Genomic DNA, 12,841 nt, shown 5'->3' on the forward strand with positions numbered 1-12,841 from the left:
TCATCGTCGGCATCTCGGGCGGCGAGTTCGGCGTGCAGTGCCACGTGACCGCCTACGACGCCAAGACCGGCAAGAAGGTCTGGCGCGGCTACTCGATCGGCCCGGACGACCAGATGCTGGTCGACCCGGAGAAGACCACCTACCTCGGCAAGCCGGTCGGCAAGGATAGCTCGACCAAGACCTGGGAAGGCGACCAGTGGAAGACCGGCGGCGGCTGCACCTGGGGCTGGTTCTCCTACGACCCCAAGCTCGACCTGATGTACTACGGCTCGGGCAACCCCTCGACCTGGAACCCCAAGCAGCGTCCGGGCGACAACCGCTGGTCGATGACGGTGTGGGCGCGTAACCCGGACACGGGCGTGGCCAAGTGGGTCTACCAGATGACCCCGCACGACGAGTGGGACTACGACGGCATCAACGAGATGATCCTCACCGACCAGAAGGTCGGCGGTAAGGACACCCCGCTGCTGACCCACTTCGACCGCAACGGCTTCGGCTACACCCTGAACCGCGCCACCGGCGAACTCCTCGTCGCCGAGAAGTTCGACCCGGTCGTCAACTGGGCCTCCAAAGTCGACATGGACAAGGGTTCCAAGACCTACGGGCGCCCGCTGGTCCTGTCGAAGTACTCCACCGAGCAGAACGGTGAAGATACCAACTCCAAGGGTATCTGCCCGGCGGCCCTCGGCACCAAGGACCAGCAGCCTGCTGCGTTCTCGCCGAAGACCAACCTGTTTTACGTGCCGACCAACCACGTCTGCATGGACTACGAGCCGTTCCGGGTGACCTACACCCCGGGCCAGCCCTACGTCGGTGCGACCCTGTCGATGTACCCCGCGCCGAACAGCCATGGCGGCATGGGCAACTTCATCGCCTGGGACGGCGTCGAGGGTAAGATCAAGTGGTCGAACCCCGAGCAGTTCTCGGTCTGGTCGGGGGCGCTCGCCACCGCCGGCGACGTGGTCTTCTACGGCACGCTCGAAGGCTACCTGAAGGCCGTCGACTCCAAGACGGGTAAGGAACTGTACAAGTTCAAGACCCCGTCGGGTATCATTGGCAACGTGATGACCTACCAGCACAAGGGCAAGCAGTACGTCGGCATCCTGTCGGGTGTCGGTGGCTGGGCCGGCATCGGCCTCGCGGCCGGCCTGACCGACCCGAACGCCGGCCTCGGCGCGGTGGGTGGTTACGCCGCCCTCTCGAGCTACACCAACCTCGGTGGCCAGCTCACCGTCTTCGCCCTGCCGAACTAATCGGTCGCACGAAACGGCTTGAAATGAGTGCCGGCGCGGGTTTCCGCGCCGGCATTCTTATGATTAGAATGCCCTTCAAGAAGGCCGCGAAAGGCCGCCTGAGAGCGGCATGACCTTCAGGTCTCAGGGAGATTACAGCGTTGCATTACCTCAGCAAATCCGTCATGCGGCCGTTCCTGGCCGCCCTCGCCCTAGCGTCCATTTCGATGGTCGCCGTACATGCTGAGGATGCCAAGCCCGCCGATCCCGCCCTCGCCAACTCGCTGAACACCGCCGACAATTCGGCCGAGCCCGACGACAAGCTCCTGAAGAAGGACGCCGCAGTGAAGGTCGAAGAGGGCAAGTACTTCGACGCCGAAGGTCACCCGACCTTTCACATCACCGATGCCGGCAAGAAGTTCGACTGGTACACCTACTCCGGGTACCGCCGCTATCATGCCGAGTGCCACGTCTGCCACGGCCCGGACGGCATGGGCTCGACCTATGCGCCGGCTCTGAAGGACTCCCTCAAGCACCTCTCCTACGAGGAGTTCATCGGCATCCTCGCCGGCGGCAAGCAGGACGTGAGCTCTTCGGACCAGAAGGTCATGCCGGCTTTCGGCGACAACAAGAACGTCATGTGCTACTCGGACGACCTCTACGTCTACCTGAAGGCCCGCGCCTCCGGCGCCATGGGCCGCGTCCGCCCGGGCGACAAGGAAGACAAGCCTGAGGCCGCCAAGAAGGCCGAGAAGGAGTGCATGGGCGGCTGATGCGCCGCGCACGCACCCATGCCGCCATGGCGCTCGCGCTCCTGCCGTTCCTGGCAGGCGCGCGGGTGGCTGATGCGCAGCATCTCCCCGACCTCGTCACCGCAGACGTCCTTCGCGTCTGCGGCGATCCAGGCAACATGCCATTCTCCGAACGCAAGGAAGACGGCTTCGAAAACCGCATCGCGGGCATCATCGCCGACGAGCTCAAGGTCAAGGTCCGCTATTACTGGCTGACGCAGGGTCCCGGTTTCGTCCGTAACACCCTCGGCACCGGCCTGTGCGACCTGATCGTGGGGTCGGCCCTCGGTAGCGAGGGCGTGCAGAACACCAACCCGTACTACCGTTCGTCCTACACGCTCCTCGTCAAGAAGGGTGACCTCGCCGGGGTGTCCGGGCTCGACGATCCCAAGCTCAAGGGCAAGCGCATCGGCGTGATCGCCGGGACGCCGCCTGTGAACCGGATGGGCGATCTTGGCCTGATCTCGACCATGAAGGCCTACGCGCCCTACCAGCTCGATCCGTCACGCAAGAACCAGACAGTGGGCGCCGAGATCGTCTCCGACCTCGCGGCCGGACAGATCGACGCCGCCGTACTGTGGGGGCCGTCCGCCGGGTGGCTGGCCAAGCAGAGCGGCACGGCGATGGACGTGATCCCGCTCCTGAAGGAGCCCGACCGGCCACCGATGAGCTACCGCATCGCGATGGCCGTGCGGATCGGCGAGAACGACTGGAAGCGCTCGCTGAACACGATCCTGCGCAAGCGCCGGGCCGACATCGAAAAGGTGCTTCGCGACTTCGACGTGCCCCTACTGGACGAAGAAGAGAACAAGCTTCTCGCGCCCGAAGAGCACTGAGAAGAGGGCCGACGCGTAGTTCGTTACCAAACGGGCGCGAAACGACGAAGGATCGGGCGAAAGCCCGGCCCTTCGTCGTTTCGCGCCAGCGTCAGTTCCGCTGGATGCCGCTTCGGTCGAGCTTGGCCAGCGCCTCCGAGACCGTCTCACCGCCGATGACGAGATCGGGGGCGATCTCGGCCAGCGGCACAAGCACGAAGGCGCGCTCGCGGACGTAGCGGTGCGGCAGGACGAGGCGTTCGTCCGAGACCGCAGCCCCGGCATAGTGCAGCACGTCGATATCGATCACCCGCGGTCCCCAACGGCGCTCACGAATGCGGCCGAGGTCGCGCTCGACGCCGAGGCAGGCATCGAGCAGGGCATGGGGGTCTAGGTCGGTCTCGATCGCGAGCGCACCGTTCAGGAACCAGTCCTGATCGGTCTCGCCCCAGGGCGGGGTCCGGTAGTCGGCCGACCGCGCGACGACCCGGAGGCCAGGCACCCCGGCGAGCCCCTCCACGGCTGCAGCCAAGTGTGCAGCCTTGTCGCCGATGTTGCTGCCGAGGCCGAGATAGGCGCGTGTCATGCCCGCGCCTCTTGCCGGCGGGTGATCACCACCGCCACTCCGTCGAGGACCGCCGGCACCGGTGCGCTCGGCTTGTCGATCCGCACGGTGATCGTGTCGATAGCGGTAAAGCGTTCCAGGATCTCGGCGGCGATGGCTTCGGCCAGGGCTTCGATCAGGTCGAAGCGCCGCTCGGTTGCGATCGCGACCGCGATCGCCGTGAGGTCGGCGTAGCTCACGGTTCGCGTCACGTCGTCGGAGCGCCCGGCGGGTCCGAGATCGAGGCCGACGTCGAGCGACAGGTAGAAGCGCTGGCCAAGGCGCGTCTCCTCCGGCAGGACGCCGTGGTGGGCGAAGACTGCGATGCGCTCGACGAGGATGCGGTCGCTCATCGACGGTCTCCCGGGCGCAGCACCGCGTCGACCACGCGCATCGCGTCGACATGGGCAGCCACGTCGTGGACCCGGACGATGTCGGCCCCCAGCGTGGCCGCCAAGGCATGCGCCGCGAGCGAGCCGTGGAGCCGGTCGGCCGGCGCGGTCTCGCGATCGTGCAGCCGCCCGAGCAGCGACTTTCGCGAGACGCCGACGAGGACGGGGAAGCCGAGCGCGCGGATCTCGGGCAGGCGCCGCAGCGCTTCCAGATGCTGCTCCCAGCTCTTGCCGAAACCGATGCCCGGATCGAGCACGATGTCGCCGTCGGGGATGCCGGCGCGGCGGGCGATGCCGAGCGAGACCTCGAAGAAGCGCAGCATGTCGGCGACGATGTCGAGGCCGGGATCGATCGTCTCGCGGTTGTGCATGATCATCACCGGCGCGCCGTGGTCGGCGGCGACGTGGGCGATGTCGGGCTCGCGCTGCAGGCCCCAGACGTCGTTGACGAGGCGGGCACCGGCTGCGAGCGCGCACTCGGCCGTGGACGCCTTGTAGGTGTCGATCGAGATCGGCACGGAGAGTCGGTTCGCCAACGCCCGGATCGCGGGCAGGACGCGTGCCTGCTCCTCGTCGGCCGGCACCGGGACGTGTCCGGGACGAGTCGACTCGCCACCGATGTCGACCAGCGCGGCACCCTCGGCAGCAAGCGCGTCGGCTTGCCGGCACGCGGCCTCCTCGTCGACGAAGCGGCCGCCATCCGAGAACGAATCGGGCGTGACGTTGAGGATGCCCATCACGAGGGTCCGCCGGCCGAGATCCGGCAGCAGGTCGGCGAGGGCGGCGGGTCGATGGCTCAAGGGGCGTCGCTTCTCAAGGGTCTGCGCGGGCCGCTCCCGCGGGGTCGATGTGGCCGGTTTTTCGAAGCGAAGCAACGGCGCCCGTCGCGTACGAAAAAGGCCGCCCGGAGCGGAGCGGCCTTTCGAACGTTCGTGGCGGACGGCGCCGTCTCAGCCGCGGTAGCAGCGGATCTCGGCCTCGGCCTGGGCGCGGCGGAGGTCGGCGACCTTGTCGTCGAACACCTTCGTCGACTTGAACTCGTTCGAGCGGGCGCCAACGCCCTGGCGCATCGACAGCACCGTGCTCGCCTGCACGTACTTGTCGTAGGAGAGGATCGCGGCGAGCTGATCGACCGAGCAGGTGCAGCGCTGCATCGCCTCGCGGGTCTGGCCGTTGGCGGCCATGCACCCGAACACGTAGTCGACGCGGGCGTCGGTCGGATAGTCGTTCTCGGCCTCTGCCGCGGCGACGGGGATCGCCAGCATCGCCAGCGCGACCCCGGACAGGGCGAAGCCCTCAACCAGCTTTCTGATCATAGCTCAGCCGCTCCTCCAAGAGTTCGCCGCCCTCGGTATTCTTCGATTGCGCCTCGATCGAGATGATCTCGCCGGGCACCTCGGGCGAGGTGACGAAGGTGTAGGTCATGTTGTCCATGCCGCGCATGCGCTGGGCGAGCGCGTCGCCGGCGAAGGGCTTGGTCACCACTTGCCAGGCGTCGACCGTGCGGCCCTTGTAATCGACCTTGATCGGCGTGACGGTGGCGCCGTCGCGCAGCCCCTTGCGGATTGCGAGCTTGAGGTAGCGCGGGTTGGCCTGCAGCACCCGGGCGAGGTTGGTCAGGTGGTTCTCAAGGAACAGCGGGATCACCGGATTGCCGGGCATGTCCTCGAACGGGCCGGCCGGGAACCGGTTCGTACCCGAGAACATCTCGACGCCGATGTTGCGGCCGTCCCCGCCCTTGCCGGGCTCGAGGGTGAGCTTGATCGTGTCGTCGAGGGGCGGCCCGAACGGCCCCTTCGCGATGCCGGAGCGGCGCAGGTAGTCGTAGGTGAGGGTGGTGCCGGCGGCAGCGTTCTTGAGCTGGGGCTGCTCGAACAGCAGGTCGGCCGCGCTCGGGATCGCGCTCGCGTTCGCCTTCTCGGGCGCTGCGGCAGGGGCAACGGGCGATGCGGCGGGGGCAGGGGGCGCCGCCTCGACGGCCAGCGCCGGAGCGACGGCGAGCAGGGTTGCGGCGATGACGAAACACTTCACGAGAGGGCGTCCTCCTTGTTGGGCGCCGGGATGTTGGCCCCGATCGTCCGGTAGGTGTAGTCGGGCGGGGTCTCCGCCGCCTCCTCGACGGCCAGCGCCCGCACCTTGGCATGTAGCGGCGAGAGCGAGCAGGCCGGGTCGGTCGCCGCCGCATCGCCAGCCAGCGCCAGCGCCTGACAGCGGCAACCGCCCCAATCCTTCTCGCGCCGGTCGCAGGAGCGGCAGGGCTCCTGCATCCAGTCTGTGCCGCGATAGGCAGTGAAGGCCGGCGAGTTCGCCCAGATGTCGCCGAGGGAATGCTCGGTCACGTGCCAAAACTCGAGGTGGCTGATCGTCTCGGCCGCATGGCACGGCAGCACCTTGCCCTGCGGCGTCACGTTGATGAGCTTGCGGCCCCAGCCGCCGGCGCAGGCCTTCGGGTACTTCGCGTAGTAGTCTGGCACGACGAGGTCGATGACGAGCTGGCCCTTCAGCCGCTCGCGCGCCGCCTCCACGATGCGGATCGACTGATCGACCTGAGCCTTATCCGGCATCAGCGCCGCGCGGTTCACGTAGGCCCAGCCGTAATACTGGGTGTGGGCCACCTCGAGCCGCTTGGCGCCGAGCTTCACGGCGAGATCGATGAAGCCCTCGACCTCGTGGATGTTGCCGCGGTGGATCACCGAGTTCAGCGTCAACGGCAGTCCGAGCTCGGTCACCTTGGCGGCGAACTCCATCTTCTGCGGCTGCGCGTTCTTCAGGCCACCGATCTTCTCGGCGTTGGCCGCGTCCACGCCCTGCACCGAGAGCTGCACGTGATCGAGGCCGACGTCGTAGAGCGCCTGGAGCTTGCCCAGCGCACCGCCGACGCCGGAGGTGATGAGGTTCGAATAGAGCCCGAGCTTGGCGCAGGTCTCGGTGATTTCGACGATGTCGTTGCGCGCGGTCGGCTCGCCGCCGGACAGGTGGACGTGCAGAACGCCGAGGGCCGCGGCCTCTGTCAGCACGCGCTGCCACGTCGCGGTGTCGAGCTCGCGCGAGCGTCGATCGAGGTCGAGCGGGTTCGAGCAATATGGGCAACGCAGCGGGCAGCGATGCGTCAGCTCGGCGAGCAGCCCGACCGGGGCCGGGATCGCCGCCGCGTTCGGGGTGATCGCGTTCATCGCTCCAAGACCCTCTTCGCGGCGAGGTCGTTCAGCATGGCCAGCACGTCGACCTCGATGACGCGCGGGTCGGCGGCGTAGGTCTGGCCAAGCCGGTCGGCGATCGCTGCGACGCTGGTCTGGCCGTCGATGAGGTTGAGGACCGCGACGGCGTTGTCGTCGAGGTCGAAGGTGCGCTCGGGGGCGAGCAGAACGTGCTTGTCACGGGTCTGGTCGAAGCGCATCCGCACGCCGCGCGGCAGGCGCGGGACGTCGGCGGCCGAGAGCCGGCCGGTCCCCGGCGCCTGGGTCTGCGTCTCGGCGACGAGACCGGTGCCGGGCGTCCAGGCGTCCGGCGGAATCATCCCGGGGGCGACGTAGGCGAAGTACAGCGCGTCGAGCTGCGTCCACAGCACGTTGCACTTGAAGGTCAACGCCGCCATCGCCTGGCGCTGCAACGCGGGGGTGGTGGCGTGGCGCTTGACGTAGTCGAGGGCGAAGTCGGCGTCGCGGGGCGCCTGCGTCATGCGCTTCTCGAAATAGGCCAGCGTCTCCTTGGTGATGAAGTCGTAGTTCTTCAGCATGCCCGAAACGCGCTCGGAGATGATGTTCGGCGAGAACATCTCGGTCAGCGACGACGCGATGGCTTCGAGCAGCGAGCGCTCGGAAACGAAGTGGACGTAGGCCTCGACCGAGAACTTGGTGGCCGACAGGATGCCGTCGGTGGACTCGACGTAGTCCCGGCGGAAGCCGACGCCCTCAGCGAGCTTCAGCCAGCGTTCGATGCCGCCGTCGCCAGGCGCGTCGCCGTCGTGGTCGACGATGCGCTGGCGCCAGACGCGGCGGAGCGAGGCGTCGGTCATCCGCGCCAGCACCGCGGCGTCCTTCACCGGGATCATCGCCTGGTAATAGTAGCGGTTCAACGCCCAGGCCCGGACCTGGTCCTTGCTCAGCTTGCCGTCGTGCAGCAGGCGGTGAAACGGATGCAGGTTGTGGTAGCGCCGGGCGCCGATGTCGCGCAGCGCCGCCTCCAGTTCCTCGGGGCTCAGCAGCCGCTCGGAAGTCTCGGATTGGGGGGTCGGGAACACTGCGTTCATGGCGTCACCAAGCGTCCGTTCGGAGGCGTTTCCTGGTCGTCTCGTCGTGCGCCGCGTCTGGCGGCGGCGTCTCGGCGCAATCGAATCGCGCACGTCTCGTCATGAGATAGGTCGCGGCACCGGCAAATGCCAACCGCGCCCGGTCGTCGCCGTCAGAGGCTCAAGGTGAGCCCGTCATGGGCGATCGTCCAACCCTCGGCCTCGACCGCCTCGCGCTCGGGCGAACCTTCGACGAGGACGGGATTGGTGTTGTTGATGTGCACGAAGACGCGCGACCCTATCGCGACATCCTTGAGGCCGGCGATCGAGCCCGCGTCGCCCCGCATCGGCACGTGCCCCATGCGCCAGCCGGTCTTGGTGCCGACACCGGCGCGGATCATGTCGTCGTCGTGGAGTACCGTGCCGTCGAAGAGCAGCGCGTCGACGCCCGCAATCCGCGCCTTCAGGTCCTCGGTCACGCGGGCGCAGCCGGGGATGTAGGCGAGCCGCCGTCCGTCGGCCTCGATCATCGCGCCGACCGTGGTCTCGGATTCGGCGCCGAGCTCCATGCTGGCATCCTCCAGCCAGAGCGGCACCTTGCCGGGCACCGCGAACAGTGTGACGGCCAAGCCGGGGAGCGGCTCGAAGCGCATGCCCAGGGTGATCGCCTCGCGCACAACGACGCCCTCGGCCATCACGTCGAAGACGCGGTTGTCAGCGACCGAATCGAGGATGCTGCCGGTGCCGTAGAGGGTGTAGGGTTGGCCTTCGCGGAGCGTCAGCAGGCCGGCGACGTGATCGACGTCGCCGTTGGTGAGCAGCACGGCGCGGATCGGCGAATGCCGAAGTCCTTCCCGCGGATGCATCACCGGGTTGTCGAAGAATTGCTGCCGGATGTCCGGCGAGGCGTTCACCAGGAGCCAATCCGTGCCGTCCGCAGACACCGCGATGCTCGACTGGGTCCGCGGCCTGACGCGGTTCGGCTCGGTTCTCGCGAGGTGGCAGTTCGGGCAGCGGCAATTCCACTGGGGAAGGCCGCCGCCAGCAGCCGAGCCGAGGATTACGACGCGCATGGAATGGTCCGATGCAGCCAACAATCCTCAGCTCGGCGCGACACCTCAGTTGAAGGTGTCGATCTCGGCGGACTCGTAGCTCGTGACTTCCATGCCGACGCAGATTTCGGAAACGATCGGGGCAGCCCAGGTCATGGTGTTTCTCCGTCTGATTGCGAGCATCCGGTGCCGAAAAGGTAAACTTAAGGATACCCTAAGACACTGATGGCGCTTTTGTTTTCCAGCGCGGCACGGGTATCCGCAATTCCCGCTCCGGCTTCAAGCACTAAATTGCCGGATGCTCCCAAATTTTTGTGAGGAACCACCCGCCCGAACGTCGCACCGGTCAGTGCCGGTAGTCCGGACCGCGGGAGTCCAGCATGAAGCCGCGTCCGCGCACGGTGACGAGGAGCGGACCACCGTGGCGGACGAAGTCGGCCATCTTCGTGCGCAGGTAGCCGACGTAGACGTCGACCACGTTCAGCGAAAGGCCGCCCTGGCTCGCCCACAGCCGCTCGAAGATGTCGGCGCGGGAGACCGGGCGGTTCACGCTCTCCATCAGCATGGCCAGCAGCTCGGCCTCGCGCGGGGTCAGGCGGGCCGACGCCTCGCCGCAGGTGACCTGCCGGGTGTCTAGGTCGAGGACGAGCTTGCCCGCGTTGATCAGCGTGCGAGGCCCCTCCGCCGCCTGACGGCGCATCAGGTGCGTGCGCAGGCGCGCCACCAGCTCGTCGAACACGAAGGGCTTGACGATGTAGTCGTCGGCCCCGAGCGCGAGGCCTTCGGCCCGGTCGCGAATCTCGTCGCGTGCCGAGAGGAACAGGATCGGGCCGGGATAGCCGCCCTCGCGCAAGGAGCGGCACACGTCGTGGCCCGACCCGTCGGGCAGGGTGATGTCGAGCACCACCGCCTCCGGACTCTCGTCTCGAGCGGCGGCCAGCGCGTCGCCGACGCAGCCGGCGGTGTCGACGGAGAAGCCCTCTGCCTCGAGGCCGCGGGTGAGCAGGCCACGGATGTCGATGTCGTCCTCGACCACGAGGATTCGCGTCATGCCGCGTCGTCCTTCCGCATCCGTCGATCGTCCCGGCTCGCCGCGTCGTCGCCCTCAACGATGAGGTCGAGAGGCGGGAGGTCCAGCGTGACCCTCGCCCCGTGGCCGTCCTCGCCAGCGCCGAGGCGGATTGTGCCATCATGCTGTTCGATGAGCCAACGCGCCAGGGCCAATCCGATCCCGAAGCCCATCTCCGCCGGGCGGTCGCCGCGCCGGAAGCGCTCGAACAACGTCTGCTCGCGGTCGCCGAAACCCGGCCCGTCGTCGGTGACCGTGATGCGCGCCGGCGCCGCGCCGCCGCCGGACAGGGCGACGACGACCCGGGTGAGCCCTGTGGCGTGGCGCAGCGCGTTGTCGATCAGGCTCTCGACGACCTGGCGCATCCACTCGCGGTCGGCCAGCACTTCGAGGTCTCGCGCACCCGGCTCGAAGGTCAGCGCGACGCGGCGTCGGGCGGCCTCCGATGCGAGGTTGTCGACCGCCTCGGCCAGGACCGGGGCGAGCCCGAGGGCCCGGCGGTCGAGCTCGATCTCGCCCGATTCCGAGCGGGCGACACGCAGGAGATCCTCCACACGCAGCTTCAGCCGCATCGCGCGCTTGCGGATGGTGGCGAAGGCCGGGGCGTGATCGGTGATGCGGGGTCCGGCGCGGGCCGCGAGGTCGCATTCCCCGAGGATGACGGTCAGCGGGGTGCGCAGCTCGTGACTCACGTCGGCGAAGAAGCGGCGCCGCGAGCGGTCGACCGCCTCGAGTCGGGCGTTGGCGGCGCGAAGGTCGGCGGTGCGGGCCTCGACCGTGTCCTCCAAGGCCGCGCGGTCGGCGGCAACGCGGCCTTCGCGGCGAGAAAGGCGTGCCGCCATGCGGTTGACGTTGGCGACCAACAGGCCGAGCTCGTCGCGGGTCGCGACGGACAAGCGCGTGTCGAGCTTTCCGCCGCCGATGGCGCCGGCGGCCCGGCGCACGGCCTCGATCCGCGCCAAAGTCGGCCGGGTGATGCTCCGCCACAGCAGCACGACGAGCCCGAGCGCGCCGAGCACCGCCAGGGCCGCCGCGATCCGCAGGCGGCGCGACAGCTCGCGGGCCGCATCCGAGCCCAGCACCATGCTGCGGCGCTCGGCCTCGATCAGGAACGAGAGCGGCTGCCCGGTCATCGCGCCGAAGCCGTTGAGCGCACCCTTGATCGAGTTCTGGCGCTTCTCGGAATCGGTCTCGCGGACGATCTGAGACACCTGCCGGTCGAGGATCACCCGGGCCGCGCGCAGCTGCGCCATCGGCCGGCTGCGCAGGGCGTATTGCATCCGGTCCAGCGGGTCGTCGCTGCCGGCGACGGATCGCGACAGCGCCTCGTCGACGGTTGTCAGCGCGCGGTCGACGTTGCTCCGCGCGATGCCCATCGCTTCCGGCGCGAGGTCGGGGTTGCCGATGGTCTCGACCGCGGCCATGCCGAATTGGGTCATCCGGCCCGACAGCTCGGCCAGGAGTTCGAGGCGCCCCTGCGCGGCGAGCGTCCGGTCGATCGTCCGCTCGGCGGCGCCGATCGCGGCGAGCACGCCGGCCGCCGCCAGCACGACGACGAGGGCGATCGACCCGAGCAGCAAGGCGAAGCGGACCTTTAGCGAACGCATCGTCCCTTTCCCAATCGACCCTGTTTCCGGCCGCGTCGCGATGGAGCGAACGCCGCCAGCACGGCCTCTTCGGATCAGCTTTTCGGTCGAATCCGTGGGAAAGCCAACTCAGCCGGCGGGGGCGAACCGTCCTCAATCCCGGTTGGCGCCGCCCTCGGCCTCCTCGACCTCGCGGCTCTCCTCGACCTCCGGGGCGACCTGTCCGTAATTGAGCACCGCCACCAGCGTCATGCCGCCGAAGACGTTGCCGACCAACGTCGGCACGAAGAACCGCTCGGCGTACTCGCCCATCGTCGCCGCGCCGGTGACCACGAGGTAGAACGCCTCGACCGATCCCGCGACGATGTGGGCGAGGCCGCAGAGGGAGACCAGCCAGGTCATCAGAAAGATCACGAACGGCGCCGCCGTACCGGTGGCCGGTAGGAACCAGACCATCAAGGCGATCATCCAGCCGGCGAAGATCGCCTTCAGCACGGTGTCCCAGAACGGAAACGCGATGGCCTGGTGGCTGATCTCGGCAAAGGCCGCCTTAACCGACGGCTCGAAGGCGCCGGTATGGGCGAGCACGGTCGCGATCGCCAGGGTCGCCAGGATGTTGCCCGAGAGCACGATCGCCCAGAGGCGCAGCACCCGCCACGCGGTCTTCGCCGAGCGGTCGTGTAGCAGCGGCAGGATCGGCGTGATGGTGTTCTCGGTGAAGAGTTGCTGCCGCCCGAGCACCACCACCAGGAAGCCCACCGCATAGCCCATCGTGGTGAGGACCTTTGTCCACTCGCCCTTGGGAAGATGGGTCTTCAGCACGCCAGGCACGATCAGCGACAGTGCGATGCTCAAGCCCGCGGCGAAGGCCGAGAGGAACAGCGCCCCGCCGTCGCGGCGCAACTCCTCATTGCCCTCGCGCCGGATCACCTCGTGCAGCACGAAGGCATCCGGGCGGCCGATCTCGGCCACCGCTTCCTTGTGCGCGTCGTGCCGGGCTTCCTTGTCGTCGGGCTTCCGCTCGGCCATCACGCATACGCTCCACGAACCGGAAAAACTGAGACGGGCTGCC

At 68.2% G+C, this 12,841-nt stretch carries 15 protein-coding genes; 3 read left to right on the forward strand and 12 right to left on the reverse strand.

From position 1 onward, the window contains the following. From FV234_RS18610 to xoxJ, 3 genes are all read left to right on the forward strand, one after another. The coding region (locus FV234_RS18610; RefSeq protein WP_147830918.1) for a PQQ-dependent dehydrogenase, methanol/ethanol family at window positions 1-1,253 on the forward strand (1,253 nt) is incomplete at its 5' end. Window positions 1,254-1,393: 140 nt separating this feature from the next. After that, window positions 1,394-2,005, forward strand: a complete 612-nt coding sequence (locus tag FV234_RS18615) for a c-type cytochrome, methanol metabolism-related (RefSeq protein ID WP_147830920.1) — start codon at window positions 1,394-1,396, stop codon at window positions 2,003-2,005. Further along, on the forward strand, window positions 2,005-2,859 hold the full coding sequence (gene xoxJ, locus FV234_RS18620; protein WP_147830923.1) for a rare earth element methanol dehydrogenase accessory protein XoxJ: 855 nt from the start codon (window positions 2,005-2,007) through the stop codon (window positions 2,857-2,859). Before FV234_RS18615 ends, xoxJ begins: the two co-directional genes overlap by 1 nt. A 91-nt stretch (window positions 2,860-2,950) precedes the next feature. Here the strand turns inward: xoxJ and folK are convergent, their stop codons facing one another. The 12 genes from folK to FV234_RS18680 all read right to left on the reverse strand — a co-directional run bounded on the left by folK (window position 2,951) and on the right by FV234_RS18680 (window position 12,798). Beyond that, a complete protein-coding gene (gene folK, locus FV234_RS18625; protein WP_147830925.1) occupies window positions 2,951-3,424 on the reverse strand; it encodes a 2-amino-4-hydroxy-6-hydroxymethyldihydropteridine diphosphokinase in 474 nt (157 codons plus the stop codon). Continuing rightward, entirely contained in the window at window positions 3,421-3,795 is a 375-nt protein-coding gene (gene folB / locus FV234_RS18630) for a dihydroneopterin aldolase (RefSeq protein WP_147830927.1), read from the reverse strand. Before folB ends, folK begins: the two co-directional genes overlap by 4 nt. Further along, window positions 3,792-4,571: a dihydropteroate synthase gene (gene folP, locus FV234_RS18635; protein WP_187273731.1), complete on the reverse strand. Its 780-nt coding sequence runs from the start codon at window positions 4,569-4,571 to the stop codon at window positions 3,792-3,794. Before folP ends, folB begins: the two co-directional genes overlap by 4 nt. A gap of 213 nt (window positions 4,572-4,784) precedes the next feature. Then, complete coding sequence (locus FV234_RS18640; protein WP_147830931.1) at window positions 4,785-5,150, reverse strand: hypothetical protein; 366 nt, start codon at window positions 5,148-5,150, stop codon at window positions 4,785-4,787. Further along, a complete protein-coding gene (locus FV234_RS18645) occupies window positions 5,131-5,850 on the reverse strand; it encodes a hypothetical protein (protein WP_147830960.1) in 720 nt (239 codons plus the stop codon). The genes FV234_RS18640 and FV234_RS18645 overlap by 20 nt, the downstream gene beginning before the upstream one ends. Before the next feature lie 11 nt (window positions 5,851-5,861). Then, window positions 5,862-7,007 carry a pyrroloquinoline quinone biosynthesis protein PqqE gene (gene pqqE, locus FV234_RS18650; RefSeq protein ID WP_147762005.1) on the reverse strand — a complete coding sequence of 382 codons (1,146 nt, stop codon included), beginning with the start codon at window positions 7,005-7,007 and terminating at the stop codon, window positions 5,862-5,864. Beyond that, a complete protein-coding gene (gene pqqC / locus FV234_RS18655; protein WP_147830933.1) occupies window positions 7,004-8,083 on the reverse strand; it encodes a pyrroloquinoline-quinone synthase PqqC in 1,080 nt (359 codons plus the stop codon). Before pqqC ends, pqqE begins: the two co-directional genes overlap by 4 nt. A gap of 152 nt (window positions 8,084-8,235) precedes the next feature. Beyond that, window positions 8,236-9,135 (reverse strand): pyrroloquinoline quinone biosynthesis protein PqqB, encoded by a 900-nt coding sequence (gene pqqB / locus FV234_RS18660; protein WP_147830935.1) that lies wholly within the window; start codon window positions 9,133-9,135, stop codon window positions 8,236-8,238. 45 nt (window positions 9,136-9,180) lie between these two features. Beyond that, window positions 9,181-9,270 (reverse strand): pyrroloquinoline quinone precursor peptide PqqA, encoded by a 90-nt coding sequence (gene pqqA / locus FV234_RS18665; protein WP_055889187.1) that lies wholly within the window; start codon window positions 9,268-9,270, stop codon window positions 9,181-9,183. Between the two features lie 190 nt (window positions 9,271-9,460). After that, the gene (locus FV234_RS18670; RefSeq protein WP_147753035.1) at window positions 9,461-10,165 is read right to left on the reverse strand and encodes a response regulator transcription factor; all 705 of its coding nucleotides are present in this window, start codon (window positions 10,163-10,165) and stop codon (window positions 9,461-9,463) included. Next, window positions 10,162-11,790, reverse strand: coding sequence for an ATP-binding protein (locus FV234_RS18675; RefSeq protein ID WP_147830937.1), 1,629 nt, complete (start codon window positions 11,788-11,790; stop codon window positions 10,162-10,164). The genes FV234_RS18670 and FV234_RS18675 overlap by 4 nt, the downstream gene beginning before the upstream one ends. 132 nt (window positions 11,791-11,922) lie before the next feature. Next, complete coding sequence (locus tag FV234_RS18680; RefSeq protein WP_147830939.1) at window positions 11,923-12,798, reverse strand: formate/nitrite transporter family protein; 876 nt, start codon at window positions 12,796-12,798, stop codon at window positions 11,923-11,925. Between the last annotated feature and the right edge of the window lie 43 nt (window positions 12,799-12,841).

It is taken from the genome of Methylobacterium sp. WL8, assembly GCF_008040045.1.
In the GTDB taxonomy this organism is placed as follows: domain Bacteria; phylum Pseudomonadota; class Alphaproteobacteria; order Rhizobiales; family Beijerinckiaceae; genus Methylobacterium; species Methylobacterium cerastii.

Bases quoted from the DNA above. Each gene is read 5' to 3' on its own strand.
- xoxJ (WP_147830923.1), top strand. From the start codon at position 2,005: ATGCGCCGCGCACGCACCCATGCCGCCATGGCGCTCGCGCTCCTGCCG.
- folK (WP_147830925.1), bottom strand. From the start codon at position 3,424: ATGACACGCGCCTATCTCGGCCTCGGCAGCAACATCGGCGACAAGGCT.
- folB (WP_147830927.1), bottom strand. From the start codon at position 3,795: ATGAGCGACCGCATCCTCGTCGAGCGCATCGCAGTCTTCGCCCACCAC.
- folP (WP_187273731.1), bottom strand. From the start codon at position 4,571: ATGGGCATCCTCAACGTCACGCCCGATTCGTTCTCGGATGGCGGCCGC.
- FV234_RS18640 (WP_147830931.1), bottom strand. From the start codon at position 5,150: ATGATCAGAAAGCTGGTTGAGGGCTTCGCCCTGTCCGGGGTCGCGCTG.
- pqqE (WP_147762005.1), bottom strand. From the start codon at position 7,007: ATGAACGCGATCACCCCGAACGCGGCGGCGATCCCGGCCCCGGTCGGG.
- pqqC (WP_147830933.1), bottom strand. From the start codon at position 8,083: ATGAACGCAGTGTTCCCGACCCCCCAATCCGAGACTTCCGAGCGGCTG.
- pqqB (WP_147830935.1), bottom strand. From the start codon at position 9,135: ATGCGCGTCGTAATCCTCGGCTCGGCTGCTGGCGGCGGCCTTCCCCAG.
- pqqA (WP_055889187.1), bottom strand. From the start codon at position 9,270: ATGACCTGGGCTGCCCCGATCGTTTCCGAAATCTGCGTCGGCATGGAA.
- FV234_RS18670 (WP_147753035.1), bottom strand. From the start codon at position 10,165: ATGACGCGAATCCTCGTGGTCGAGGACGACATCGACATCCGTGGCCTG.
- FV234_RS18675 (WP_147830937.1), bottom strand. From the start codon at position 11,790: ATGCGTTCGCTAAAGGTCCGCTTCGCCTTGCTGCTCGGGTCGATCGCC.
- FV234_RS18680 (WP_147830939.1), bottom strand. From the start codon at position 12,798: ATGGCCGAGCGGAAGCCCGACGACAAGGAAGCCCGGCACGACGCGCAC.